Genomic DNA, 25,879 nt, shown 5'->3' with positions numbered 1-25,879 from the left:
GTTACAAATTTTGATAAATCAATAGGCTTATTATAATTGAGCATGGAATCACTATGATAGAGGCAATTAAGATATATATTGCATACGTAAAAACCTTTAATTTAAGGAGTGTAATCTTGGCATTAACTGTAATTTGACTAGCAATATCCTCATATTCTTTTTTGTATGGTATATTGAGCTTTTCTTCAAAATAGTGGGTGTTTAACATATCTAGCAGTTGAGTTGGGCGATATTTATACAAATGCCCAAAGTAGTAGAAATTATCTGTATCTTTTGACTGAATAGTTGAATTTATAATTGGTTTAATCTGCAACCATAAGAGACGCTCTAAATTTGTTTTGGGAAGAAAAGAGAGCGAACAAAGTAAAGCACAAATGCACAGTAAAGACGTTGTTGACAAAAGTCCAAAACGCAAGGATTTTGGGAGATTCTGTGCTGTCGCTAAAAGGGTTATAGTTGCAGTAATACCAGCACCAGCAAAAGCAAGCAAAACAGCGTTCTTTGCTTCCGCAAACCTCAGCCACTCATTGACGTTTTGAAAAATCACTAGCAGTTTGTGAGAAACCTCATCCATTAAAACCTGCCCGTTTAATTTCCCTATGTTGAGTTAGTATCCTAACCAGTCGGTTCTAATTAACACAGTTTTCTTTGTTTGCAATTCACTAAATAAACGTATCATATCGGTTTTCAGCCACTACTTGATTAACTTCACTACAACTTGACTCATCTTCAGCCCACGCAAAGCGGAAGCTGCATAGAGCTGTTTCTTCAGGTCGATAACCGCTAGTGTTATAAGTAGTATCTATACAAAACTACAAGTGTATAGAACAGGATTCCAGATTGATATTAGCAATATTAGTAAATTTATTATAGTAGTTAAGCATAAGAAAATATAAACTGTTTAGCCAAATGTTTACTTTCTTCTTACTCAGCATTGATCCCAGCGTTTAGGAATGATTATTGATTTTTGAAAAAATAGAAATATACGTTTACAGTTTTTTTACTCTGACAGCATTTTAGCCCACTTCGGCAGGTGCGATCATAAATGCTGTATTTTTTAAAATGACGTAAATGCTTGATTTTGTAAGGATGACAGCTATACCATTAAATATCAGGGTAGAGGATATTGACCAGTGCGGCATAGTAGAAGGTATATGTGATGAGATGGCACTAGTAACCCAAGTTGCTAGTTATCAAAAAGTGCCTTTTCTTAAGTACAAAATTTATTTTTTTTGTATTTATCAGTACTAAAAATTTATTTTGGTATCTTTATGATACCGTTTATGCGTAACGCACCCTACGAAAATTGTTGTAGAGACGCGACTAATCGCGTCTCTACTTCTAACTCAGCACTATTTATTTATGCCATGACCATACCACCATCGACATTAAAAACTTGTCCGGTAACATAGGCGGCGGCGGGATCGGCAGCGAGGAAGCGCACCATCCCAGCGACTTCTTCAGGCTGACCAAAACGACCGAGTGGGATGTATTTGAGAATATCTTCGGGGTTGTTGAGATCGCTGGTCATGTCAGTTGTGATGAATCCAGGGGCGACAGCGTTAACGGTGATACCGCGAGTAGCGAGTTCTTTGGCAACGCTTTTGGTGAAGCCGATGACACCTGCTTTGGCGGCACTATAGTTTGACTGGCCTGGGTTGCCCATTTGCCCAGCAACAGAGGTAATGTTGATAATCCGCCCCGATCGCTGTTTCAGCATGATTTTACTGACGGCCCGTGTACATAAGAAAACACCAGTTAGATTCAGGTCTATCACAGCTTGCCAATCTTCTGGCTTCAAACGCAAAAGCAGTGTGTCGCGGGTAATTCCGGCGTTGTTGACCAAAATATCCACACGGCTGAACTTTTCCGTGACGGCGTTAACTAATGCGTCTACTTGATCGCCTTTAGAAACGTCAGCCTGGATAGCGATCGCCTGACCTCCTGCTTCGGTAATTTCTGCAACAACTGCCTCAGCAGCTGCACTAGAACTGGCATAATTAATAACTGCGATCGCTCCCTGTGTGGCTAATTCAATTGCGATCGCTCGGCCAATTCCTCTTGATGCACCTGTGACAATTGCGACTTTATCTTGTAATAGTGTCATTTAATGTTCCTCAATCTTAGAAATACCGCGCTAATTATCTTATGGTGATTTCGGGAACATCTGAATATTGTCTGGATAATTAAATATCTATAGTTATTTGTTTGGTCAGGATAAGTTTAAATACATATTTAATCCATATACACAAACAAGAATAATATACGGATTTTATTATGATTATTTAAGATTTTTTGTTGGCAAATCATTCTATATTGACTAATTTAATCCTTTTCCAACAAAAACCCATGAACCTATACCGCTTTTTTTTTCTAAGAATTACTATTGAAACAAACAATTGAAAATCGGTGTGTATCACATGGCAACTAAAAAGCAATTTAACAGCTTTGAAGAGATGCTGTCTGCTTCTGATGTACCTGTATTAGTAGATTTTTACGCTGACTGGTGTGGCCCATGCCAAATGATGGTGCCAATTTTAGAGCAAGTCAATGCTCAACTTAAGGATCGCCTGCGAATTGTTAAAATCGACACAGAGAAATACACAGATTTGGCTACTCAGTATAACATTGCCGCTCTACCAACCTTAGTACTATTTAAGCAGGGTCAGCCTGTGGATCGGATAGAGGGAGTGATGCAAGCACCGCAGTTAGTACAATATCTACAAACAAAGGTTTAAGCTAACACTTAAAATTTGGATTTTAGCTGCCAGAGGCGCGGAATATCGCGTCTTTTTTAGTGCGGGTGCACAGCTAGCTATAGCCCTACGAATCACCGAGTAAAATCTTAAGTAAATATTAAGCATATCTACTTATATGTCTAGAGAAAGTAGTTTAGAAGTTGAGATGTAGATATTGTATAGATATAACAAAACATCTTGACAAGTAAAGCAATATATGAACTATAAGCAGCAAAAACCTGATAAAGCCTATATTTGGGTGAATATTGACTTTGATAAAGTTAAACATAGAATAGATGCGGTGACTTGCCAGATTGAGCGGGTCATAAAAAAGCACCAAATTTCTAATCAAACTGCTAACTCAGGTAGAAGAAACAATTAGGTTATCTCTAGGGTGATGCCTACGATGGGCTAGGGTTACTTACTTTATTTTTAGGGTTTAGATTCTACAAACCTTGGTGGGGTTCAGCATCAAATAAAGATTTTTTTGTCACGATACTAGTCAGATAGGGTAATATTTTTATCACTGTGAACTTTGTTACCCAATCTCAAAATCCCCCAATTTCTTGGAGGATTTTGACTATACTTCCAATCTCTTAAAACGTAAAAGTAGTCCGAAGTACACCTACAGTCGTAGTCTCATTGTTGCTGTTACCTTCTGGGTTAAAAAGAACGAACGCACCAGGGGTAATGCTGATATTATCGCTAACTTGAAGGCGGTAATAGGCTTCCAAATGGTAAGGAGTCGCCCGATTCTCGCCTGTGGGGGTAAGTTGAGCAGAACCACCAGCATCACTACGGAAAAGCGGCTGACCAAAAAGAATCCCGGCGGTGTTCCCTGACTTGAATAAATCTCGGAAGTGAACTCCCGCCATCCAACTAGTAAATGTGGTGGAAGCATTCACGCTGTTTGAAGCAGCATCAACAAATAGTGCTGCACCGTAACCAGATAAGGCTATATTGGGAGACAATCGCCATGTTAGCGTACCGCCAACAGAGTTGAGTGTGACCGGTGTCCCTGCTGCAACCCCTGCTAAAGCACCGATATCACTACTAACTAATCCTGTACCCAAAATATTGATTTCGTGATAACTGTGGGCATAGTTTAAACCAATATCCAGAGCGGAACTTGGCTTGAAGGTTAACTGTGTGGCAATAACACTACTACCACTAAATAAACCTGCTCCCAAAGGTGTAGTAGAAACTCCTGGTACTGCCTCAGCGGCAGATTTTTGGGTTAAATTGGCATTTGGATTGCCGTATAAAGCTCTTAAATCCAAATTTGGCGAAATGTTAAAAATAAATCCCGCCGCCGATGCTAAACCAGTACCCGAAGTCCCACCAGAAATCCGTACCACAGGATTCAAGCCAGCAAAACGAGAAATTGACTCTTGTCCTTCACCATAAAAAGGCGTAATTGCTGGGAAAGCATCTGATGTCTCCGCCGCAGTTCCCCCAAACAAGGTTAATTTATTAGCGACGGGAAAGATATACAGCAATTTGTAAACCTGAACGCTGTTTGCGCTAACACCCGACAAAGTATTGACATTTATTCCCGGAAATTGCGGCTCAAAACTGGTACGTGCGCTACTTGCACTTAAAAGCGGCGCAGCTAATCCTAAACTTTCTTGCAGGCTACCCTCTCCATTAGCTCCACCCAAAAAGTTATAAGCTTGCAATCCAGTAATTAATGAATCTTTACCAGTAAAGCTAGTGGTGAGATTTAACCGCACTCTATTAACTAGGATGATGTTCGGGTCACTGTCATTAGGAGCGCCGCCGCTAGCACCAACACCAGCAATAATTACCTCACCATTGAGTTTAGTCGTAGTAGAAAACTGATTTGCTTCTAGTTCTGCTGTGCGAGCTTCTACAGCATCTACTCGACCCCGCAATGTTGCCAATTCCGCCGCAAATTGTTCTTGTAGTTTCTGCAACGTGGCTAAATCTTCTTTCTTGACCAAATCACCAGTTGCAGTCGCAATCAGTTCGTTGATACGCTCTAAACAAGCATTTAAGCCAGCAGCAAATTCATAGCGAGTCATCGCCCGATTACCGCGATAGGTTTGATTGGGATAACCTGCGATACAACCATAGCGCTCGACTAAAGATTGGAGTGCCTGAAAAGCCCAATCAGTCGGCTGTACATCAGACAATTGGGATACAGATGTTACTTGTGCAAGTTTGTATGAGGTTGGAGATGAACTTGCAGGTTGTGGTATGATTGGCTGCCACAAGTTAACAGTAGAATCTACTTCTAAATCTTGATTTTTTCGCTGTTGATTGACTGAGGATAAGTTTTTTTGATTCTCATTAGCTATCAACAATTTACTGGATATATTATTTGTTAAATTGCTTTGATGAGAATCATTTTTTTGATAGCTGCCATCATCTTGATTAACAGCTACGTTTTTATTTGTAATTTCTAGACTAGGAAGGGCTTGCACAGGTGATAACCCGGCAATTAAACATAAAAATCCCATCCCACTAGCAGAAGCTAGTAGATATTTTGCCATGATAACTCCCAACACCAATAAAATCGTGAAAAAATTGATTGCGATTTCCAAATGGATTGATAAATAAATTTAAAGTATATTTAGCAAAAGAATCTTGTTAACTTTAAACTTTGCATTTCAGGATTTTTTCTGAATTTGCTTACCAGGAAATCAGCTTATATCGCAAGTATTAAATTATAGTAAATACTATTTTTGGAAAGAATTAACAATAAAATATATTGATAGTTTCTATAGTTACTATAGTAAATACCAAATGGTTTGTGAACAGTACGTTCCGTAGGATGCCTAATTTACAAGCCTTCTAAATTTTCTATTTTTAAAGAAAAATCTAATTGCTATATTGACAAAACAGTAATTACATAAGTCTCATTTTGTGATAATGAATATAGGTATTGATCTGAAATCATCGGCTCAATACCTACCAGAGAATAATTTACTCAAAAAAATTAAGAGGCTGCGATCGCTGCTCAATCTAGGTGCAGGCTAAGATTGGGAGGAAAACAGCTGTAGTCTACAATTTCTCTGATTGAGATATTTCAAGTATTCAATCCCACCAAAAACAAACAATCACTGCATCAGAATATCGGCGAACATCTTCACCTGATAGCGCCCCTTCCAATCTAGTTCTCAGTCGGCGCTTCAGGCGCAAACCGTAGTCTTCATTCGTGCCATCACTTACCTCTACTGAGTCAGCCCGCCATTTTTTCCCCAAGTCCAAAAGCTCAGATACTTTTGTGTCTTGGTTCTCTGTCAGAATGTACAGTGTATCGGCAGGATAGGCAATGAAATGGATGATGCTGGTTTCAGGCATGGGACGATAGTTTGCCATTGCAAGAAGGGTATCGACCATACCACCAAAGCTTAAACCGTTTTCATCTGGTGCAAAGATTGGTTTTGTGAACAGAAAGCTTGCCCATAAATTTGTGTGGTTGGAAAGGTCAGTAATCACTTCTTCGCCATCAAACTCATTGAACCGACGCTGCCAAACCAGGCCAGCGAAGAGTTCTTGGGGAGAATAGGATTCCGCAATCGATTGGATTTTGCCTAAATCAAGCATCTTATTGACGGTAAGTAATATTTTTAACAAAACATTTGTAACTACCCTTGCAGTTTATTTACCCAGTGCCTGCTATTCTTATAGTTACTTCGGTCTGTCATAGCAGATAGATTATCCTCGATAATGTTTTATTTGTGAGCGCTCATATACCATCCTGGTAATATGGGTGCTTTTACTTTATCAAGAAAGGCAGAAGGGATATTGCCCTCTGCCTGCTGCCTTTTTCACGTGATGTCTGGTGTTTGGTACACTAAGCTGATAATGAAGCTTTAACTTGACCAAAACGGCGATCGCGATTTTGGTAGCTCAACAAAGCCTGATGAAATGCTTCTCGATTAAAATCTGGCCAAAGAATATCGGTGAAATACATTTCTGTATAAGCCATTTGCCACAAGAGAAAATTACTCAATCGCATCTCACCACTAGTACGAATCAGCAAATCGGGTTCTGGAGTATCTGCTGTGTAGAGATGCTGTTCTACAAGACTTTCATTCACTTCTTGGGCACTGAGTTCGCCCTGTTCTACGAGTTGAGCTACTTGACGGCAAACTCTGGTAATTTCGTTGCGGCTACCATAGTTGACTGCAACAGTAAAGTGGATTGCTTGATTGTTCAACGTCTCTGCCATTGAACGTTCCATTTCGGTCTGTAGAGACTTGGGTAAAGCCGATAAATCTCCAATAAACGAGATTCGTACTCCTTCTTGATGCATCTGAGCCAACTCGCGGTGTAGTAATCGCTCAAACAAATGCATTAGAAAATCTACTTCTTCAACGGGACGCTGCCAATTTTCTGTTGAGAAAGCATAGGCTGTCAAAGCTTTGACTCCCCAATCTTTGCAGCAACGCAATAGTTCTTTGAGCGTTTTTGCTCCTTGGCGATGTCCAGCAATGCGCGGTAATCCTCGACTAGTTGCCCATCGCCCGTTACCATCCATAATGACGGCGATATGTTGGGGGATTTTTTGGGGGTTTAAATCGCTGGGTAATTTTGATTTGTCACTTGTACTGAGCGAAGCCGAAGTATTTGTCATTTGTCATTTGTCCTTTGTTTTGACTAATTAGTTTCAAATAAATTTTGTAAGTACTCTGGTGTGAGGGTGTTGTTCCAACTCCACAAGCGATGCATTGTGTAAGTGAAGGTGAAGAGGAGAGTTGTTTTGTTGGTTAATGACCAAGCATTCCAGTTGAGAGTACCCATCATGCGGCGGAGGGTACGCATGAGGTTGTTACGCTGGTACTTTGGCGATCGCGTTTTGATTAGCGTGCGTCCAATTCGCATCAACCCAGTATCAGGAAAAGCCCAGACTCCAAACCCCCAGAATTTGGTCATGTGGTTGATTTCATCCTGTGCTAGTTCCTCTAGAACATCCTGGAGTGCGCCAGTGGTGTGAGCCATCAACCAAATATAAAGACAGGTTGCACCGTATTCTGTGGCAATGCGGTGTAATCCGTGGCGATATAAGTCTTCGTGAGCGTCATCTGTAGGAAGATAGCCTCTAACAGTACGAAGTTTTGGGGTAATTTTCTCGCCTGTTAATTGGGTGTAGATTTTGATTAATGCAGGTGTGTGCTGACGTTCTTCCTTTTCCCACAAACCAAGTTCTAGCAATTCGCCATCTTTACCGACTGTTCCACCAACAAACCGAGCCATTTGAGGATGCAATTCCAAATACTGCCGACTTGTTTGGGTATAACCGCGAATCGGAGCTTCTGTGTCCATCGCACCGATCAATATAGATAAAAATACTTCTGCGTCTAAACCGATAATTTGATTGCGGTTAATCGTCTGCCAGTCGATGAGTTTCCAGGGACGCGGCTGAGGATTGGCAAACTGTATCGGTAAATCTTGCAGACGTTCATGTAGTTTTTCAACTGCAATATATCTATCTATGAGTGAACGAATGCGGCGCTGTGTTTGCAAGTAATCAGGACTGAGATAGCTTTTACCTGCTAAATCTTCTGCAATTGGGCTGAGGATGTTAAGCATATTTTTATACTTAAATTTTTATCTCTATGCCCAATAGCCTAAGCGATCGCGCTTCGTTTTGTCAGTCGGCTGAAGTCGGCAGTTTGATGCGATCGGGTTGGAAAAGTCGTGGAAATAGTCGGATTTGAACGCTGTGTTAGTTTAGGTTAAAGCTATTCAACTAATAATTTATATGAAGGTTTCAAATCTTATGACAGCATTAACCGAAGCGTTGAAAAAAATTATGAAATGGTTGCAGCAATATCAACCAGAGTTTGCCGCTTCATTTCTACCTGGACTAACTCGTGAAGAAATTCAAGAAAAAACTAAAGATTTACCAGGGTTAGTACCAGAAGAAATCTATGAGCTTTACCAATATAGAAACGGTACTATAAAAGAAATGAAATCAACAGTTGATCCTGTGTTTCAGTTTTTACCATTAGACGAAGCTGTACAGATTTTTCAGGAATTTTTAGCTCCTCATAGTACAGATTATCCTATTTTATATTAAAATCAATATTTGTTTCCTTTTCTTAGAGCTAACTGTTCTCATTGTGCAGTTTTACTTAATAAAGAAAAGCAGCTATCCTCACCAGTAATTGATATTGCTGATGAACTTGAGACTTCAATTATGTATCAGAGCGTAACAAGTATGATGTTGACTATTAGTGATTACTTAGAAACAGGAGTATGCTATCTCGATACAGAAGGGTTTTTAATCACAGATGAAGAAGATAAGCAAGACGAAAAGATGAATAAAATTTTTCTCAAATATAATGCAGGGTTAACTTTAATTCGTTAGCTATATTTGATAATTTTCTGAAAATAATATAGTAAAAAGCCACTATTTAATATTTAGTGCTGACTCAAGCTTTTGGTAAATCTCCAAATTGCTGACGATAACGCTCAAGTTGTTTTTGCGCTAATTCCAACTGTTCTTCTGGAGTTTGATAGCGCTTTCCTTGTTGATCGTACCAATACAAAACCTGACGCTGGATATTACCAGATACGTATTGCCCTCTACCAATTCCCAAACCAATTTCTGGCATCCAAAAGGGTTCACCAATTTGCAGTTGATAGCCACCATCTACTAAGCGATAAACTTCAAAAGGTTGATGGCGAGATGGCGATCGCGTTGCCAATACTTTGGATTATAAATAATATAATACAGTACACCTAACTTGGCATAAGTGTCTAATTTTTTGTCGTATTCTCCACCCGGAGTTAAGGAGACAATTTCTAAAGCCAAGATAGGCACTATGTTATTTTCTTCCCAAACAACATAGCTTTTACGAGATTTATCTGCCTTGCGGCGTTCTACACCCAAGCTCAAAAATCCGTCTGGTACAATCGGCACAAGCGGACTAACCCCTGTAGTATGGTAAACGCCCATATCCACGCTGAAAAACCAGTCATTACGATTTGCCCAAATATATTGCAGCAAAAAGAGAAGCAGGTTAGGAATAAAATTCTGGTCTTCGTTATCCACAGGGGTATCGTCTGAACAAGGAAGTTCAGCACTGCTAGGCAGTTGCCGGGGGTCTGATTTCACCATAAGTAATGATGGTGCTGATGTTACCTAATGATTTTTATTCTAGACGATTCGAGGCGGACGATATACTTTAGGTAAACGTTCTAAGTACAGCTTTGCCTAAATTCATGGAGGATTGAGGGTTGAAATTTAAACGCAAAGGGGCGCAAAGGCAAACGCAGAGGTACGCAGAGGATTCGCTACGAATTAATGAAATGTTGTACTAAGTTTAGTGATAATGAAGAATTTTGATATTCAGCTAGATGAAGAATATGCTCAAAAGCTTGCCTATATTCAACAGGAGGCTGACCAAGATATAGTAGAGGCAATTAAGTCTTCGATTGAACTGCGCTATCAACAACTTCAGCAACAAAAAACAGATCCCTTAGCTAAACTCAAACAAAGTAAATTTATCGGCTGTTTCAAAGGAGAAACTGACTTAGCTGCTAATTCCCAAGCAATTGTGCGTAAGCGTTCGCGTAGCATCTTGTAGAGAAGCTCGTTATAGACATCGCTAATACAAGAAAATTTGGAATAACAGCAATCCTTTCAAGAACTTGCTGCTGAATTTTGAATAAGGTTTGCAAAAGTCGGGAAAAAAGTCGGGTTTACAGAATCTTATCCGAAAACTCCAGCAACATAACTGTAAAGTAATTTATAGTTGTCCCTAAAATCTGAACTACCCTTGTCGTTACACAATGGACGCTGAAGCAGCATTAGCATGGTTAGACGCTACAATTCCCCCGCAGACTGGGGAACGGTTGAGCGATTTGCAAAAAGTGATTCTTGTGCAAGTTTGGTTGGGTAGAAAATACTTGGATATCGCTCATGCTTACGGTTGTACGGAAGGACACGCCAAGGATGCTGGTTCTCAGTTATGGAAGTTGCTTTCTAAGGTATTGCGAGAAAAGATTACCAAAAGTAATTGTCGCGCTACTTTAGAGCGAGTTCTGAGAAAAACTACTGCTATATCATCAAGTCTGATCGATTACTCCAGAACACCCCAACCCACCCCAAAATTAGAGGATACCAATTTTATTGGACGAACAGAAGCGATCGCTCACCTGAATACTTTGGTAAATCAAGGCTCGAAAGTGATTGTCATTCAAGGTGAGGGAGGTTTAGGCAAAACCACTCTGGCGCAGCAATATCTGCATCAGGGGTTTGATTTGGTTTTGGAACTGCTGATGGCGAAGGAAACGCAAAACATCACTCCCGCCGAACGAGTTGTAGAGGAATGGCTTAAACAAGATTTTGACGAAGAACCTGGGGTAGAATTTGGGGTAACTTTGGCGCGACTCAAGCGCCAACTCCACAATCGGCGGATTGGGGTGTTAATTGACAATCTCGAACCTGCATTAGATCGACATGGTGGGTTAATTGCTTCTCACCGCAACTATGTAGAACTATTGCGCGTTTTGGCTGATGCCAGGGTGCAATCTGTTACCTTAATTACTAGCCGCGATCGCCTTTGTGAACCTGGGCTAAATGTAAATCACTATCGGCTTCCTGGTTTAGATGAAAGCGCATGGCAACAGTTTTTTAGCAACCGTGGATTAGCCATCAACTCGCCAACTTTGCAAATCATGCATCGCACTTATGGCGGTAATGCTAAAGCAATGGGAATTCTCTGCGGTTCGATTCAAGAGGATTTTGATGGTGATATGGCTCTTTATTGGCAAGAAAATCATGCCGATCCGTTAGCCGCAACCGACTTAAAAAATTTAGCCGTTAGTCAAATCAATCGTTTGCAAACTCTTGACCCTCAAGCATATCGCTTACTTTGCCGTTTGGGATGTTATCGTTACCAAGATATACCCACCATTTCATCACCAGGATTGTTTTGTTTACTGTGGGATGTTCCAGCCGATCAACATCGCCAAATCATCGCCTCCTTGAGAAATCGGTCTTTGGTGGAGTGTGAAAAAGGCGAATATTGGTTACATCCAGTGATTCAAAAAGAAGCGATCGTACGTTTACGCCTCACCGATGAATGGCAAATTGCCAACCACAAAGCCGCAGAATTTTGGACAATTAGTGTTCAACAAATTGAAACCTTTAAAGATGCTTTGCAAGCTCTAGAAGCATATTATCACTACATAGAAATTCACGAATTTGATTTGGCGGGTAAAGTTATTTTAAAAAGCCGAAATAATCAATGGCAGCAGTTTTTACCTCTTGGTAGCACATTGTATCGGATGGGTTTAATTCAACCGATACTTGCGGCAATTGAGCGAGTTGTTAACAATCTAGAAGATGAGCAAAATCTCAGCGAACTTTATAATATATTAGGCGATCTATATTGGATAACAGGTAAAATTAGTCAAGCGATCGCTTGTCAAGAAAAGACTATTACACTCGCAACCCAAGCACTTAAATCACTTGTACCTCAGCCAGAAAATAAACATACAGTTTACTATCTGAGGATGCTAGAGGTAGATTCTTTATTAAGTATTGGTCTTTACAAAATAGATTTGTGGGAACTAGAGGCAGCCGCAAAGTTATTTCAACAAGTAATTTATTTAGCTCAAAATACCGAGCATCATCGCTGGGCAGAGAAAGCTTCAGTCTGTTTAGCTTTGGTGTATTCTTATTTAGGTTTGTGCGATTTATCATATCAATTAGCAGATGTAGCGTATCAAAATATTACGAACGAAAAACTGATAGAACAGACTGGTAGATTTGTCTATTTTATGCAAATTTTAGGTCAAACCTACGTCAATTTGGGCGAATTTTCTCAGGCAAATCAGATATTTCATCAAGCTTTGACTTTTGCTGAAGAAAGTCATTATATGCAAGTCAAAGCAAAAACTCACAATGGTTTAGCAGAAATCCATCGGCAACAAACAGATTTTGCATTAGCTATTGCTAATCATACAGAAGCAATTGAACTTTTGGATAAAATAGGTGCTAAATGCGATCTAGCTGAAGCTTATTTTCAATTGGGTTTAACTAATCAAAAGATGTTGAAGCCTGATGAAAGTCAAATAAATTTCGATCGAGCGATTCAGCTATTTACTGAAATCAAAGCACCAAAACAAGTTGAAAAAGTTTTAAACTGCGCTGCTCAAATCTGTGTCACCAGTCGGAGATTGGAAACGAGGTAAAAATCTTTGATTTAGTAAACGGCTCTGCAAACAAATCAAAGTAAATAATTAAAAGTTGACTCAAGGACTTGGTGCAGTCCATTGAGAAGTGGTTTGATCGTACTTCCCTTTTATAGTTGCAGCGCGAGGACGAGCTGCTGCTAAAGCCGCTAGTTCATCGTCTTCTGAGGTATAGTCTCCAAAATCTACACCTAATAAACCACCATTACCTAAAATCCCGATACTCTTCAAATGATCTTCAATATTATCTAAATCAAGAATGTCAGAGTCATCATTACTTAAAGTTCCCATCCACATAATCCAAATATCTTTTTCTATTTGATCGACTCCAGGTTTAGTAGGATCGTAAGCCAAAATAGAATTGCCAAAGGCACTCATCGCAGTTGCTTTTTGTCTCAATTCACTAAAGACACTTGCCATTCCATTAATGCGATCGTTCATGGCATTAGTTGCTGTTAATATATCTGCTGGCGAATATGATGATGCACCACCAGCAATTTGTACCCTGATTTCTGCAATTAATCGCTCAAGAATAACGGAATTTTTATGTAAGTTTGCTAATACTTTATTGGTTTGCAATGCACCACGATACATTGATGCAACGTGTTGCCAAATATTACTTCGCAGCATATCCGGTGAAAGACCGCTAGGTTGTAAATCGCTGCCTCGCGTTGTGATGGCATCTGATACAGCAAGAGCTACTGCTGAAGACGCAGCTCCTTGTAAAAATGAAGAACCTGCTGCTGTACCTGCATCCGCTAGGGTGAGAGCAAACCATCCAGCAGCGGTAGAAGGAGCAATATAGGCGGCGGCAAGACCTGCTAAAACACCCGTTCCTATTCCTAAAAATATTCCTCTCCAAAGAGTTTGATTTTGTGCTTCTGCTCTTCCTTGACCAATTACTCTTGAGTAATTGCTGTAAGCCATATCGTAATTTATAGAGAAAATTTTTAATTTTGTACTGATTAAATCAGTATTTGCTACAGATAAATCGACATAAATACTACCTAAATTATGACAAGCATCAATTAATCTTGCATTGGCTTCCGTCAGTGGCAGTTTTGTCGAAAGTTCTGTAACTACTGAGTTTTTTGGCGCTCTCTGCAACACATCTCTTTGCAATACTCCACCTTTGTGTTGTACTACATGAGTCAACTGATTATTCCCTGGCGATTTTCTTTGCCCAAAGTAAACATCGAGAGGCTTCGTTTGCACTTCTTCCTCTTGAGTCTGTTCTTCTGGTGTCATTTGCGGTTGCATCGCAGTATTAGGCATTGACATGACTCGATTAGCCACTCTATCGGCTTCCTGCTCATACTGATCTCCTGGTTCTCCAACCGTCAGTTTTGCTTGTGGACGACGCAACGCTATGCTACTAATGTCGTGAAGTGGGCTTTTTTTGATAGCTTGTGGTTCAAAGGATTGTTCGCCAGCACATTGTGCAGCTTGCAGGTCGGTTGATACCTCGGATGCTTGGATTGGAGCTTTCTTTGCGATGTCAAAGCCGCGCACTGGATTTGCCAGCGTTGGAGTTGTTGCTGAGAGCAGCGACGGATTTGAAGTGGATGTACCTGCTTTCTTGGGTTTAAATATGCGATCGCTCATCTCACATCCTCAAGCATATTTTTGAATCAAATTATACAATTTGTTTAGTGGCGATCGCTATCGACTTAAGTAGAAATTATTCTGTGCCAGCAGGTGTTTTGTGTGAGCGAGACTTATAATCGTAGAAATCTACTAAGTGCTGAGTACCGTTAGCGGTAGCGGGGCATTTAGCACTTAAAAAAGAATTGGGTTAAGTTAGATTTATCTTGTCAAACGAGAAATTATTATGTCTTCTGCTCAAGATTTAGGAATAATTTTAGAAGACACACCAGAAGATGTTATATTTCCTCCTGGTGATTTATACAGTGATGAACCACCTTTGGAAACAGAACTTCACTTGCGGCAAATACTGCTGTTGATTCAGTGTTTGGAATGGTTGTGGCAGGAGCGTCAAGATTTCTACGCTTGCGGTAACATGACGATTTATTACAGTCCGCGTCAACGCAAGTCTGAGCAATTTAGAGGCCCTGACTTCTTTGTAGTTTTAAATACCCAACGCAAAACACGCAAAAGCTGGGTAGTTTGGGAAGAAGATGGCAAATATCCAAATGTGATTGTAGAGATTCTTTCTGACAAAACAGCTGCTACTGATAGAGGATTGAAAAAGGAAATCTATCAAGATATTTGGCGGACTCCTGATTATTTTTGGTTTGACCCGGTAAGTTTAGAATTTAAAGGATTTCATTTATTAGATGGTCGTTATCAAGAACTGCAAGCAAATGAAGCAGGTTGGTTATGGAGCCAGCAATTGCAGTTATATTTGGGAGTTTATCAATCGAAATTGCGCTTTTTCACTCTCAATGGACAACTAACGCCCACGCCAGAAGAAGTAGCACACCAAGAACAGCAACAGCGTCAACAAGCCGAACAGCAACGCGAACAAGCCGAGCAGCAACTTGCTCAAATGGAGTCTATGCTTGCTCGCTATCGGGAAAGATTTGGTGAATTACCAGAGTAATACCAATTCAAAATTCAAAAGTAAATTATGGATGGAGAAGAATTGAGAAGAAGATATGCTGCTGGGGAAAGAGATTTTAGCGGTCTTAATCTCAGAGGTGTTAATATCAGCGGCTCTGAACCAATGGAAGATGTTTTTATTAATATTGACTTGAGTGGAATCAATTTGAGTGGAGCTAACTTGACTGATACTATCTTGGCTGGTGCTGATCTTACTGATGCCAATTTGAGTAACGCCAATCTGACTAGTGCCGACTTGGGCCAGTGCAAATTGATTCGTGCTAATTTGAGTGGAGCCAATTTGACTAAAGCTTGTTTGGATGTTGTTGAGTTCATGGATACTGACATGAGTGGTGCTGAATTGCGATCTGCTTCTATCACCCAAACTTCGCTGGGTAACACCAATATGAGTGGTGCCAAGCATGTGAGTAATGTTGACTGGACTGGTACTCGCGTCAGAGGTCTTGTTTTGGAAGATGGAAGTGTCCTCAACGACGATCACGACTGGTGAGACCATTGTTAGTTGAGAATTCGCCAACAGGGACGCATTCAATCCTAAATTTTGAAAATCAGTAACATCCATTTCAAAATTATAAAATTACATCCATCCGCCAACTTCCGCATCAGTCAAGGGTTTCTCTAACTTACTATATTCTGTTTGAGCCGCCCGCAATACGTGTTTCATCTGCACTGGTTCCCCAGCATCGGCAGCCAAAAAAGCGGCATTTAAAGCAATATTACGGATATTGCCCCCAGCAACATTTAGCCGTGCTAGTTGTAGAGCATCTAAATCTGCGGTTGGGGTTTCGGCTGGAAAGACACGCCGCCAAATTTCGGCTCGTTGCATAGTATCGGGGAAGGGGAACTGCACCACAAAGCGAATCCGCCGCAAAAAGGCTGTATCAATTGCACTCTTCAAGTTCGTAGTCAAGACTGCTAAACCTGGGTAACTTTCCATCCGTTGCAATAGATAACTAACTTCAATATTGGCATAGCGATCGCGCGCATCTTTAACTTCACTCCGTTTGCCAAATAAAGCGTCGGCTTCATCAAATAACAAAATCACTCCACCTTGTTCTGCGGCATCAAATACTCGGCGCAAATTCTTCTCTGTCTCGCCAATATATTTGCTGACTACTGATGATAGGTCAATCCGATAGAGGTCGAGGCGCAATTTATGGGCCAGTACTTCTGCTCCCAAAGTTTTACCAGTGCCGCTACTACCTGCAAATAGGGCGCTGATTCCCAATCCCCTAGCACTCTTGCCCCCAAAACCCCAATTATTATATACAGTACTACGTTGGCGTACATGAGCCGCAATTTCCCGGAGAACTTGTTTCTGCGCCTCTGGCAATACTAAGTCATCCCAATCCCCAGATGGCTCAATCCGCTGGGCGAGTTCATCTAAGCGCGGACGTGCTTGCACGCGGCAGGCATCCCATAAAATGCTAGTAATATCGGTTTCTGGTGTTTGTGCTAATTGTCCTGTGGCTTCTGCACAAGCAGCGCGAATGGTTGCAGCACTGAGGTTAAACTGATCCACTAAGGTTTTGACTTGCCCATTCATTTGCAATGCACTCGCCCCTAGCGCATCTTGCCAAACTGCACCTTGTTCTTTGCTAGTTGGTTGATGTACGTCAAAATTAACTACTAGGCGTTGTGATAAGCCGATCCGTTCTCGACTCGTGACTATTAAAAAGCCCTTTGTGCGTTCGATGAAACGAGCGATCGCATTCAGCCGTGCTGTATCATTAGTATCCAGTTCGTTGCAGTCTATGAGTAAGGCACTCTTACTTAAAATTGTCTCGCGAGTCCACAGGCGGATGAGATTATCCAACTCGCTAGGTGTTAAAGGAATGACTTGTGCGGGCATTACCCACAAACTTAAACCCTGAAGTTGACAAATTGTGGCGGCAATGGCACGTTTACTAGCAGTTTCACCACTAGATAACTGGACAATTGGCAGACTATTAACCTTGGAAGCTTGCGCCCAAACTGCTGCTATTCGCTCTGCCAAATCTTGGTGCGAGGGTACTAAATCGCTAACCTCTTGTAATGGCTCAATGATACCAGCTAGCCGTTCGTCAAGATATTGGATACCTGTGAGATAATGTAAAATCCGCTCATCAATTCTCACCGGACTGAGAGTTAGGGCATGACCATCACCAATTTGAATTAACCGCCAATGACGTAAGGGAGCATTTGGAGCGATCGCATCCCAGTGGACGTTAGGTAAAGCTGCCAAAGCTAAACCCAAAGTTGGGTAAGCTCGTTGTGAATCGCCGTGAACTATAGCACACAATTTGGCAAAATCTCCATTTAATTCCATACCTGCACACAACAGCAACAAATCGCGTTCAAAGGATGAGAGGCGAAACATTTTGCAGACTCTCTCCAGTGCCGATGGTGCAGGCATAGCAGCAGCGGCTTCCTGTAACGCCTGCTGTAAATGCTCTTGGTGGTTCTCTTCAGGTTGATTTTGCTCTTTTGCCGTGTGATTTTCTAAAATACCACGCACCACGGCGAGAGCTGCTGATAGATAGCGGTAGTTTGCCTGATCCCAATTGTGATTAATTGTCGTAGCATTCATAAAATTGTCACCTGTGGCGAATCATATTCCCCTAACTGATTTTTGTGAAGTGGACTTTCGGCGCCATCTACCCGCACTCGGACAATATAAGTTCCTGGTTTGACATTTTTGACCGGAATCGCGATCGCATCAGTGTCTTGGGTAGGTGGTGCAGCCAAGAAAGAGTAAGCTACCGGATTATCACCTGATACCTCATTGAGTAGCAAAACTACCCGTTGTTCCTTACCGACTTTTGGCTGGAATTTAACGGTAATTTCTGCTGTGCGTAAATTGTCGCCGCTATTTTCCACTTGAGTGACGAATGCTGTAATTGTTGGATGTAAGACAAAAGCCGCAACGTTTGATTCAACTAGATGATTCGTTTGGCCTACATTGCCCATTGTCAAATGTACAACTTGGACACCCTGTATGCTTGCGTATAAATCTGGCGGGACTAACAAGCTGATTTGCGTTTCTTTTACTTCTTGAGGTACTAGTAATGTCTCCGTATTACCAAAACGAACTCGTGTGATCTCACCGCGTAACCGTTTACCACGAATTACTAATGTTGTACCTGCAACAATCATTTGTTCGGCTTTAGCTGGAGCTATAACTTGCTCTATATTCGGTTGAGACAAGGGCATCATGTAAAAACTTTCAGACTTGTCATTGCTACTCTCAATCAATACCATTGATGCCAGATAAGTAGCTGAAGGTCGATAGTGTGTTTGTAAAGCAGACCATAACTTAGAAGTTTCTTCCATGTTAAAAAACTCTGGAGTCAATTTGATCTGCCCAATTTGTTCAGCTAAAGCGGACACAGACACACTTGCTACAGCTTGCGAAAAAGCACTTGAGGTATTGGTTGTAGATGCATTTATCAAAGTATTTTCAATAATATCAGATGTGATAGCTGGTGTTTTGTGTAATAAATGCATTGCATAGCCGAGTAAAAGCTCTGCTTGAAAATCCTTAGCTCCGTAAGCTGTGAGTAAGTAGTGCAGATCAAGAGCTAGTGGTGGAGTCTGAGAGCGTGGGTTTCCATTAATCCGTGAGTGCCTGCTCCGAAATTCTTGAGATACCCAATCGACATTGCGATTCTGCGTCACTTGATAGAGAAAAAGGTTGATTTGGGCACGCTCATCAGCTTCAACTGAAATTCGATCCGGCGGTAGGGCAGTTACAATCACATCACCAACACTAGCAGCGATCGGATCACTGACTAAACCATTTTCCAGCAAGACTTTTAGTACTGCTGTCACTGCGGCTATAGAGAGCACATTACTCATCCTGATTCCTCATGGCAATAGCACATATTAATCATGTACGCCAGAGTACATTAATAGAATATATTTTGCAAAACTTTAAGTATTTTGTAGCAAAGACTATCAGCACGGCAGACAAAAGCGCATTGTTAACTATTAGTATAGTACGGCGTAAATCCACCTAGCATTTCAATTTAAAAGACTCGGTAACGATCAAAATCACCTGATTAAAACTCAGCAAGTTTTCGCTGAAAGCTACCTGACGTACTTGAACAGTAGTACTTTCAAAACATCCTTTTAATTAAGACTTTAAATAATTAAAACTAAAGTCCCTATGACTACTAACCCCGTTCCTAAAATGATTTTCCAGCTTAACGTTTCTCCCAAAAAAATGACTGAAAATAATAAAACTAATACCAAGCTTGATTTATCAATTGGTGCAACAAGAGAAGCTTTTCCGGCTTGTAAGGCTTGAAAGTAAAAAATCCATGATAACCCTGTAGATACTCCAGATAATAATAAGAAAATCATGGTTTTTTGGGATATAGCTAAGATATTAACTACGTTTCCCTGAAAAAGTACAATCCCCCAAGCAACTACTAAGATCACAACAGTTCGGATTGCTGTTGCTAAATTAGAATTCACATTTTCTATCCCAATTTTGGCAAAGATAGTTGTCAATGCTGCAAAGCCAGCTGACAATAATGCATATATCCACCATGTTGTGGTGTTGCTTTCCATCTTAGCCTCCTGATTCACTAGTCAAAATTAGCAGTGTCATTTAACAAGAGTGTTAAATTCAATTACTCATCTGTCAAGTTTTACTTGCTAGGTGCGTAGTTTACGCTTGCCCGTTTCACTCTCTTTGTCACTCAGCACTACTGAAGCTGACGACTCTCGTCGAACTTGCGCTAACTTAATATCAGGAACAAATTTAAACTGCTATAGGTCTTAATTTTAAAATTTTATCAAATTTATCACATTACTTTAAGTTATTAATATGTTAAGCTGAGTATAATTAGATAATTACTAGTAGCATATATTACTAATATTCATCTAAGTTATGAAGCAATTAATATTTGTAATACTAGCAATATCTCTGACTAAAAGTTAACACTTAAAGTAAAGTAACTAGGATGGGTTGCCTCAGATGAAATCCCCACCTTCTTCAAATTCTTGGAATGGTCGCTTTGTAGGTGATAATCAGCGATACCGTTTAGACAGACGGTTAGGCGGGGGTGGCATGGGAGAAGTCTTCCTAGCAACGGATACCCGTGTTGGTCAGCAGGTAGCGTTGAAGTTGCTCAAAGATACGCTAGTGGCATCACTGGAAATGAGAAAGCGTTTTGAGCGAGAGGTGGCTGTTTGTGCTGCTTTGCAAAGTGACCACATTGTTAAAATTAGTGATTGTGGTGTAACCCCGGAAGGTTTTCCATTTTACGTCATGGAATTTTTGCGGGGGCAAACGCTTAGACAATTACTGCTGCGCGAAAAGCGTCTGTCTGTTGAGCGGACGGTGAAGATTATGGCGCAAGTTTGTAAAGGTTTACAGCTTGCCCATCAAGGAGTGACTCTCCAACGGGATGGCGGCAAAACCACTGAACATATTCAGGTAGTTCATCGCGACCTGAAGCCAGATAATATATTTTTGATCTCGACAGATTTGGGAGAGTGGGTGAAGGTTTTGGATTTTGGTGTTGCCAAAATTCGGAGTGAATCTTCAGAAAATTCCAATATTACAAATATAACTAGTACATTTATCGGTACATTTCGTTATGCACCTCCTGAACAAATCCAAAGCGATCAAAATTTGGATGCTAGAGGTGATATTTACAGCTTAGGGATTATCCTTTATGAAATGCTGAGTGCCGCCGACCCCTTTGGGATCAGCATTAAGGGTAGTCATGTGAGTGAGGCTTCTTGGGTATTAGCTCATGCTTATGAGCCACCAAAACCACTGCGCGAGCAACCAGGGTGTGAGCATTTACCCGTACAATTAGAAGCCGTGGTGATGAAATGCCTCCACAAGAACCCAGCCAACCGATTTGCAACCGTAGAAGAACTAAATCGGGCTTTGCAAGCTGCTGCCAAATTTGCCACAGAATCTAGTCTACCCGGACAAATTACTGGGCGATCGCAACCTGCTTCTAATCAAGGTTCAAATCACGAAACTGTTCCGAGACAATCGAACGACGATACCGTTATTCGCCCTCCATCTGGTTTCAATCAAGGTTCAAATCACGAAACTGTTCCGAGACAATCGAACGACGATACTGTTATTCGCCCTCCATCTGGTTTCAATCAAGGTTCAAATCACGAAACTGTTCCGAGACAATCGAACGACGATACTGTTATTCGCCCTCCATCTGGTTTCAATCAAGGTTCAAATCACGAAACCGTTCCGAGGCCATTGAACCCAGTTGAACAAAATCCACAGAGTCCTGGGAATAATCCGAACACCAGCAAACCTGATGTGACGTTGTATCAACCACGACCAGGAGCTAATCAAGGCGGTCAACAAGTGCCACCAGATAAGACGTTGTATCAACCGCGACCAGGAGTTAATCAAGGTGGACAACAAGTGTCACCAGATAAGACGTTGTTTCAGCCGCGACCAGGAGTTAATCAAGGTGGACAACAAGTGTCACCAGATAAGACGTTATTTCAGCCGCGACCAGTATCTAATCAAAGTAGACCACCAGTGCAACCAGATGTGACGTTGTATCAGCCACGACTTGCGTCTAATCAACGCCGAACACAAGCGCGAACGGATGACACTATTTACCAACCAAGGCTAAGTGAGCAGCTAACTACGAGAATTACTCCCAATTTATTGCGAATCGTAGGGGTGGTGTTGGCTATTGGGCTGACTTTAGCAGTAGTAACCTATATATATACCCAATTGCAATCTGGTAAACAGCCAAGCAACCAGCAAAATTTACCTAATAACGACCAGCGCATTTAGAACTAATCAGCATTGCTGTGCCCTATAATTCATCCCAAACCACGGGAAAGGAATAATCTGAAAATGGCGAGAAATCACGATTTTCGCTGCGGGTTTCTTCATCCAGAACTTTGACAACTTTGTTATAAATATCTTGTGCTTGTTGGGGGGAATCACCGATGCTGGTTAATCCCACCTTTCCAAACTGCGAAAGGCAACCCATAAGATGAAACACTGTACCAGTTTCTGTACCACTGTCAAAGTGCAGTCTGTGGTGAGCAATGATATCCATCAAATCATTAGGTAATAATCCCTGATAGCGCTCTTTTTGCAAATTATCAGTAGCAATGTAATATTTTGGACGACCTTGTTGACTATAAAATAAACCCGTGGAAAGGTCATAGCGACCGTTTGTTAATAATTTCAGGGTCATGAATGGATGAGTTGTACCACCTTTACGCAGGTTAATTTCGATCGCCTGAATATCCCAGTCTCCATTACCCTTGTCAACGGCGATAAAATCTACACCAAACCGCTCTAAAGTACCTTTTTCTGCTAGTTTTCTGCCAACTTGAAGTCCCAATTGCTGTAATTGCAATCGATATCTTTCATCAGCAGGAAACCTGCAACCAAGATAAATCTGACCGTCTGGGCCTCCGAGAATTTGGTCGTGAGTTGAAAGGATTTCCACTTCACCTTGGGGCGTGATCCGTCCTTGGACGCTGGGCGATCGCTTAATTTCCCCTTCCACGAATGCTTCAGCGATTGCCCCTAACTCAGGCATTTTTCCCAAAAAACTATCCCAAGTTTCTTGTTTTGCCTGAAAGCGCATCGTTGATAAGCGATCGCTAATTGCTGCTATCCTTTCGGCATGAGTACCAGTGTTTGGTGCTAAATTCTCAATCGGTCTGAGATCCAACAATGCATTCCCCTCTCCAGAAATGCCCTCGTTAAGTTTTACTACTACCCGTTTTAATGTTGGTTGCCGTTCCCACAAATCAACGGTAGCTTCTGCCAAATCTGTATGGTTCCAAACTTTTTCGCTGCCATCTGGATGCGGTACTTCGCTTTCCTTGAAGATTTCCCGACTGCCACTTTTTGTTCCCCAAATCTGTAAATCTGGTGCAGCCGCATACAGTGGTACACCCAATTTTAAAGACAATTCGCCTTCCCAGTGCGAAGAGTTGTAGCAGATCATAAATGATTTGTCTAGCCTCAAAGATTTCTGAATCCGCTCTAGCAAGCGTGGGCGTTCTAAAATCTTTTGGCTCAAAGGCTTAAAAGAGGAATCGTAAGTAGAAAGTAACAGCAAGCGATTGCGAGCATGAGAAAAGGGAATTCCTGGCAACAATTGCAGATAATAATCAATGATACTCGGATGCAGCGGTACTGATGTTACATAAATCAGTCGAGTTCGGGGATTCCGCAACCGAATTAAGGAAAATAGTAATCTTTCTTCATAATGCTCGCAGCCTTCGATCTTTTGGAGTTCTCCCTGGTCAAGACTCAAGGAGGGAATAATTAAAATATCCGCTTCACTATTGTCAAATAGTTCGCTCGTTTTCCAGCGATCGCGCAGGGTTAATTGTAAGTGGCGAAACTTTTCAACCTGTTCTAACTCGGAAATATTTAATGTTGCCATAACCCATGCCCTCTAATGATCTCAATGTAGCGCACCACGCACCCTTTTGGAGGATGTATAGTCGCCGTGTCAAGATTCAGGTAGTTTTGTAAAAATTTTCCGGAAGTCCGCAAGGTTCAATCAAACTATAGCCACCCGCAAATCGCCGACTTCTTTAATTTATTTTCCGTCTAAAGGTTGAGCTAATTGCAGCTTACTTTACCTCTTGGGGGCGATAAAGTACAGCAATATAATAGTTAACTTGAAAGCAGGTGAAAAAGAGAAACTTTTCATCATATCGGAGTTGTGTACTTACTTTCATGTTCAAGCATCAGGATAAATAATCTGATTTGCCTACAGTTGCTAGAAAGAAGTAAGTTTGGCAAACATCCAGGATAGAAATGCCTAAAATTGCAAATGGCTAGTGAAAGTCAAAGCAAAAAATAAACCTTGGGTTGAATTTTCGATCCAAGGTTTAGTTATGAAATAGGGAATAAGAGAGATGAGAAAGATGGAGTATAACTAATTCTCAATGCTCAATTCCCCATTTTCAATGCCCAATTCAATATTCAATTACCAAGGTAAAACAGATGGCTAAATCAAAAGAACCAAAAGAGAAAAAAGAACAAAAATTGCAACCGCCACAGCAACAAGAAGCACCAGGTGTTGAATCAGAAATGACACCAAAACCCAAAGCTGATGATGCTCAGTATCGGGGTAGCGGCAAGTTACAAGATAAAGTAGCATTGATTACGGGTGCAGATAGTGGAATTGGTCGTGCTGTTGCGATCGCATTTGCAAAAGAAGGTGCAGATGTGGCTATTCTTTACCTTAATGAACACGATGATGCCAAAGAAACAAAACATTTGGTAGAAAAACAAGGGCGTCGTGCAGTAACCATCGCAGGTGATATTGGCAATGAAACTTTTTGTCAGCAAGCCATACAACAAACAGTTGGTGAGTTTGGCAAACTCGATATTCTCGTCAACAACGCTGCTGAACAACATCCGAAAGAAAGTATTGAAGAAATTACCGAAGAACAACTAGAGCGAACTTTCCGCACTAATATTTTCTCGATGTTTTTCATGACTAAGGCTGCACTAAAGCATCTACAAGCAGGCAGTGCTATCATCAATACCACATCGGTAACAGCTTATAAAGGTAGTCCACAACTACTAGATTACTCTTCTACAAAAGGTGCGATCGTTGCTTTCACTCGCTCCTTATCAAAAAATTTGGTATCCAAAGGAATTAGGGTTAATGCTGTCGCGCCAGGGCCAATTTGGACACCTTTAATTCCCTCAACTTTTCCCGAAGAGAAAGTTGAAACTTTTGGCAAACAAGTACCAATGGAACGAGCCGGACAACCAGAAGAAGTTGCTCCTAGCTACGTATATTTGGCTTCGGATGATGCTTCTTATGTCTCTGGACAAGTGTTACATGTCAATGGTGGAGATGTTGTGAATGGGTAAGTGAAAAATTCAGTTATTAGTCATTAGTCATTGGTCATTGGTTATTCACTTTGAATAAAGGATTAATGACTAATGATAAAAAAATAATTACTTCTAATTATACCCTGATGGTCTTCCATTGGAGGGATGAGTAAATGTGGGAATATTGATAGTCTATCTAGCAGCAAACATTTAAGAAATAATAACTACGTCTATGGCATCTCCTACACCACTAAATGGCAGAGAACTAGTAGATTGTGCTAGAGCAAATGCCCAGCAAGGAATTGAAACTGCTGCTTATCAATGTGGCTATGGTCAAGACCTCAACAAATTTGCCAGAGAACTTAGACAAGCTTGTGAAGACATGAATTTACAAGTGAAGGAACTTAGCGGATTGATTACTGACCAAGACATGATCCTGCAATTGGGTACTGGTGAAATTGTTGCTCCAGATACAGAATCAGAATTGTAAAAGTTAGGTTAGTCATTTGTCCTTTGTCATTTGTAGTGTGTTATTCACTAATGACTAATGACTAATGACTAATGACTA

The 25,879-nt window shown here is 41.0% G+C and carries 21 protein-coding genes and 1 pseudogene; 10 read left to right on the top strand and 12 right to left on the bottom strand.

The genetic code is table 11. The annotated features are described in order from the left end of the window. Nucleotide 1: 1 nt before the first annotated feature. Nucleotides 2-574 (bottom strand): hypothetical protein, encoded by a 573-nt coding sequence (locus RMY16_RS23315; protein WP_322738348.1) that lies wholly within the window; start codon nucleotides 572-574, stop codon nucleotides 2-4. Between the two features lie 786 nt (nucleotides 575-1,360). Further along, a complete protein-coding gene (fabG, locus tag RMY16_RS23310; protein WP_322738347.1) occupies nucleotides 1,361-2,107 on the bottom strand; it encodes a 3-oxoacyl-[acyl-carrier-protein] reductase in 747 nt (248 codons plus the stop codon). 313 nt (nucleotides 2,108-2,420) lie between these two features. Between fabG and trxA the strand changes: the two genes are divergently transcribed. Beyond that, nucleotides 2,421-2,738: a thioredoxin gene (trxA, locus tag RMY16_RS23305; RefSeq protein WP_322738346.1), complete on the top strand. Its 318-nt coding sequence runs from the start codon at nucleotides 2,421-2,423 to the stop codon at nucleotides 2,736-2,738. A 596-nt stretch (nucleotides 2,739-3,334) separates the two neighbouring features. On the opposite strand, the gene RMY16_RS23300 is transcribed toward trxA, so the two are convergent. The 4 genes from RMY16_RS23300 to RMY16_RS23285 form a co-directional block, all read right to left on the bottom strand. Then, complete coding sequence (locus RMY16_RS23300) at nucleotides 3,335-5,254, bottom strand: iron uptake porin (RefSeq protein WP_322738345.1); 1,920 nt, start codon at nucleotides 5,252-5,254, stop codon at nucleotides 3,335-3,337. Between the two features lie 544 nt (nucleotides 5,255-5,798). Continuing rightward, nucleotides 5,799-6,311, bottom strand: coding sequence for a hypothetical protein (locus tag RMY16_RS23295; RefSeq protein ID WP_322738344.1), 513 nt, complete (start codon nucleotides 6,309-6,311; stop codon nucleotides 5,799-5,801). Between the two features lie 250 nt (nucleotides 6,312-6,561). Next, a complete protein-coding gene (locus RMY16_RS23290) occupies nucleotides 6,562-7,344 on the bottom strand; it encodes an isoprenyl transferase (RefSeq protein WP_322738343.1) in 783 nt (260 codons plus the stop codon). 23 nt (nucleotides 7,345-7,367) lie between these two features. Continuing rightward, on the bottom strand, nucleotides 7,368-8,300 hold the full coding sequence (locus tag RMY16_RS23285; RefSeq protein ID WP_322738342.1) for a ferritin-like domain-containing protein: 933 nt from the start codon (nucleotides 8,298-8,300) through the stop codon (nucleotides 7,368-7,370). 190 nt (nucleotides 8,301-8,490) lie between these two features. Here RMY16_RS23285 and RMY16_RS23280 point away from each other — a divergent pair, with 190 nt between their 5' ends. After that, on the top strand, nucleotides 8,491-8,790 hold the full coding sequence (locus tag RMY16_RS23280) for a hypothetical protein (RefSeq protein ID WP_322738341.1): 300 nt from the start codon (nucleotides 8,491-8,493) through the stop codon (nucleotides 8,788-8,790). Between the two features lie 120 nt (nucleotides 8,791-8,910). Further along, nucleotides 8,911-9,081: a hypothetical protein gene (locus RMY16_RS23275; RefSeq protein ID WP_322738340.1), complete on the top strand. Its 171-nt coding sequence runs from the start codon at nucleotides 8,911-8,913 to the stop codon at nucleotides 9,079-9,081. Between the two features lie 64 nt (nucleotides 9,082-9,145). Here RMY16_RS23275 and RMY16_RS23270 read toward each other — a convergent pair. Continuing rightward, nucleotides 9,146-9,834, bottom strand: a pseudogene (locus RMY16_RS23270) (Uma2 family endonuclease). A 214-nt stretch (nucleotides 9,835-10,048) separates the two neighbouring features. On the opposite strand from RMY16_RS23270, the gene RMY16_RS23265 reads away from it, so the two are divergent. Together RMY16_RS23265 and RMY16_RS23260 are read left to right on the top strand one after the other, a co-directional pair. Beyond that, on the top strand, nucleotides 10,049-10,303 hold the full coding sequence (locus RMY16_RS23265; protein ID WP_322738339.1) for a CopG family transcriptional regulator: 255 nt from the start codon (nucleotides 10,049-10,051) through the stop codon (nucleotides 10,301-10,303). A gap of 205 nt (nucleotides 10,304-10,508) precedes the next feature. After that, nucleotides 10,509-12,917 (top strand): tetratricopeptide repeat protein, encoded by a 2,409-nt coding sequence (locus RMY16_RS23260; protein WP_322738338.1) that lies wholly within the window; start codon nucleotides 10,509-10,511, stop codon nucleotides 12,915-12,917. Between the two features lie 60 nt (nucleotides 12,918-12,977). Here the strand turns inward: RMY16_RS23260 and RMY16_RS23255 are convergent, their stop codons facing one another. After that, nucleotides 12,978-14,522: a hypothetical protein gene (locus RMY16_RS23255; RefSeq protein WP_322738337.1), complete on the bottom strand. Its 1,545-nt coding sequence runs from the start codon at nucleotides 14,520-14,522 to the stop codon at nucleotides 12,978-12,980. Nucleotides 14,523-14,748: 226 nt separating this feature from the next. Here RMY16_RS23255 and RMY16_RS23250 point away from each other — a divergent pair, with 226 nt between their 5' ends. Then, on the top strand, nucleotides 14,749-15,480 hold the full coding sequence (locus RMY16_RS23250; RefSeq protein WP_322738336.1) for a Uma2 family endonuclease: 732 nt from the start codon (nucleotides 14,749-14,751) through the stop codon (nucleotides 15,478-15,480). 27 nt (nucleotides 15,481-15,507) lie between these two features. Then, entirely contained in the window at nucleotides 15,508-15,990 is a 483-nt protein-coding gene (locus RMY16_RS23245) for a pentapeptide repeat-containing protein (RefSeq protein ID WP_322738335.1), read from the top strand. Nucleotides 15,991-16,077: 87 nt separating this feature from the next. Here RMY16_RS23245 and RMY16_RS23240 read toward each other — a convergent pair whose 3' ends face one another. The 3 genes from RMY16_RS23240 to RMY16_RS23230 all read right to left on the bottom strand — a co-directional run bounded on the left by RMY16_RS23240 (nucleotide 16,078) and on the right by RMY16_RS23230 (nucleotide 20,054). Further along, entirely contained in the window at nucleotides 16,078-18,069 is a 1,992-nt protein-coding gene (locus tag RMY16_RS23240; protein WP_322738334.1) for an ATP-binding protein, read from the bottom strand. Then, complete coding sequence (locus RMY16_RS23235; RefSeq protein WP_322738333.1) at nucleotides 18,066-19,337, bottom strand: DUF4255 domain-containing protein; 1,272 nt, start codon at nucleotides 19,335-19,337, stop codon at nucleotides 18,066-18,068. Before RMY16_RS23235 ends, RMY16_RS23240 begins: the two co-directional genes overlap by 4 nt. A 285-nt stretch (nucleotides 19,338-19,622) precedes the next feature. Continuing rightward, nucleotides 19,623-20,054: an EamA family transporter gene (locus tag RMY16_RS23230; RefSeq protein WP_322738332.1), complete on the bottom strand. Its 432-nt coding sequence runs from the start codon at nucleotides 20,052-20,054 to the stop codon at nucleotides 19,623-19,625. Between the two features lie 409 nt (nucleotides 20,055-20,463). Between RMY16_RS23230 and RMY16_RS23225 the strand changes: the two genes are divergently transcribed. After that, the gene (locus tag RMY16_RS23225; RefSeq protein WP_322738331.1) at nucleotides 20,464-22,278 is read left to right on the top strand and encodes a protein kinase domain-containing protein; all 1,815 of its coding nucleotides are present in this window, start codon (nucleotides 20,464-20,466) and stop codon (nucleotides 22,276-22,278) included. A 22-nt stretch (nucleotides 22,279-22,300) separates the two neighbouring features. Here the strand turns inward: RMY16_RS23225 and RMY16_RS23220 are convergent, their stop codons facing one another. Beyond that, a complete protein-coding gene (locus RMY16_RS23220; RefSeq protein ID WP_322661913.1) occupies nucleotides 22,301-23,899 on the bottom strand; it encodes a peptide ligase PGM1-related protein in 1,599 nt (532 codons plus the stop codon). A gap of 569 nt (nucleotides 23,900-24,468) precedes the next feature. On the opposite strand from RMY16_RS23220, the gene RMY16_RS23215 reads away from it, so the two are divergent. Together RMY16_RS23215 and RMY16_RS23210 are read left to right on the top strand one after the other, a co-directional pair. Then, complete coding sequence (locus tag RMY16_RS23215; RefSeq protein WP_322661911.1) at nucleotides 24,469-25,350, top strand: SDR family oxidoreductase; 882 nt, start codon at nucleotides 24,469-24,471, stop codon at nucleotides 25,348-25,350. 193 nt (nucleotides 25,351-25,543) lie between these two features. Beyond that, nucleotides 25,544-25,801: a hypothetical protein gene (locus RMY16_RS23210; protein WP_094352695.1), complete on the top strand. Its 258-nt coding sequence runs from the start codon at nucleotides 25,544-25,546 to the stop codon at nucleotides 25,799-25,801. Nucleotides 25,802-25,879 lie beyond the last annotated feature (78 nt).

The sequence above is a fragment of the Nostoc sp. DedQUE12b genome (genome assembly GCF_034530835.1).
GTDB lineage: Bacteria > Cyanobacteriota > Cyanobacteriia > Cyanobacteriales > Nostocaceae > Nostoc.
Note: the sequence above shows the minus strand (reverse complement) of the source record. Positions and strands in the feature narration are given on the sequence as shown.

What these genes read in the sequence shown, in the direction of transcription:
- RMY16_RS23245 (WP_322738335.1), top strand. Translation starts at nt 15,508, where the DNA reads ATGGATGGAGAAGAATTGAGAAGAAGATATGCTGCTGGGGAAAGAGAT.
- RMY16_RS23285 (WP_322738342.1), bottom strand. Translation starts at nt 8,300, where the DNA reads ATGCTTAACATCCTCAGCCCAATTGCAGAAGATTTAGCAGGTAAAAGC.
- RMY16_RS23225 (WP_322738331.1), top strand. Translation starts at nt 20,464, where the DNA reads ATGAAATCCCCACCTTCTTCAAATTCTTGGAATGGTCGCTTTGTAGGT.
- RMY16_RS23250 (WP_322738336.1), top strand. Translation starts at nt 14,749, where the DNA reads ATGTCTTCTGCTCAAGATTTAGGAATAATTTTAGAAGACACACCAGAA.
- RMY16_RS23210 (WP_094352695.1), top strand. Translation starts at nt 25,544, where the DNA reads ATGGCATCTCCTACACCACTAAATGGCAGAGAACTAGTAGATTGTGCT.
- RMY16_RS23315 (WP_322738348.1), bottom strand. Translation starts at nt 574, where the DNA reads ATGGATGAGGTTTCTCACAAACTGCTAGTGATTTTTCAAAACGTCAAT.
- trxA (WP_322738346.1), top strand. Translation starts at nt 2,421, where the DNA reads ATGGCAACTAAAAAGCAATTTAACAGCTTTGAAGAGATGCTGTCTGCT.
- RMY16_RS23290 (WP_322738343.1), bottom strand. Translation starts at nt 7,344, where the DNA reads ATGACAAATACTTCGGCTTCGCTCAGTACAAGTGACAAATCAAAATTA.
- RMY16_RS23300 (WP_322738345.1), bottom strand. Translation starts at nt 5,254, where the DNA reads ATGGCAAAATATCTACTAGCTTCTGCTAGTGGGATGGGATTTTTATGT.
- RMY16_RS23230 (WP_322738332.1), bottom strand. Translation starts at nt 20,054, where the DNA reads ATGGAAAGCAACACCACAACATGGTGGATATATGCATTATTGTCAGCT.
- RMY16_RS23240 (WP_322738334.1), bottom strand. Translation starts at nt 18,069, where the DNA reads ATGAATGCTACGACAATTAATCACAATTGGGATCAGGCAAACTACCGC.
- RMY16_RS23235 (WP_322738333.1), bottom strand. Translation starts at nt 19,337, where the DNA reads ATGAGTAATGTGCTCTCTATAGCCGCAGTGACAGCAGTACTAAAAGTC.
- RMY16_RS23275 (WP_322738340.1), top strand. Translation starts at nt 8,911, where the DNA reads ATGTATCAGAGCGTAACAAGTATGATGTTGACTATTAGTGATTACTTA.
- RMY16_RS23280 (WP_322738341.1), top strand. Translation starts at nt 8,491, where the DNA reads ATGACAGCATTAACCGAAGCGTTGAAAAAAATTATGAAATGGTTGCAG.
- fabG (WP_322738347.1), bottom strand. Translation starts at nt 2,107, where the DNA reads ATGACACTATTACAAGATAAAGTCGCAATTGTCACAGGTGCATCAAGA.
- RMY16_RS23255 (WP_322738337.1), bottom strand. Translation starts at nt 14,522, where the DNA reads ATGAGCGATCGCATATTTAAACCCAAGAAAGCAGGTACATCCACTTCA.
- RMY16_RS23295 (WP_322738344.1), bottom strand. Translation starts at nt 6,311, where the DNA reads ATGCTTGATTTAGGCAAAATCCAATCGATTGCGGAATCCTATTCTCCC.
- RMY16_RS23220 (WP_322661913.1), bottom strand. Translation starts at nt 23,899, where the DNA reads ATGGCAACATTAAATATTTCCGAGTTAGAACAGGTTGAAAAGTTTCGC.
- RMY16_RS23265 (WP_322738339.1), top strand. Translation starts at nt 10,049, where the DNA reads ATGAAGAATTTTGATATTCAGCTAGATGAAGAATATGCTCAAAAGCTT.
- RMY16_RS23215 (WP_322661911.1), top strand. Translation starts at nt 24,469, where the DNA reads ATGGCTAAATCAAAAGAACCAAAAGAGAAAAAAGAACAAAAATTGCAA.
- RMY16_RS23260 (WP_322738338.1), top strand. Translation starts at nt 10,509, where the DNA reads ATGGACGCTGAAGCAGCATTAGCATGGTTAGACGCTACAATTCCCCCG.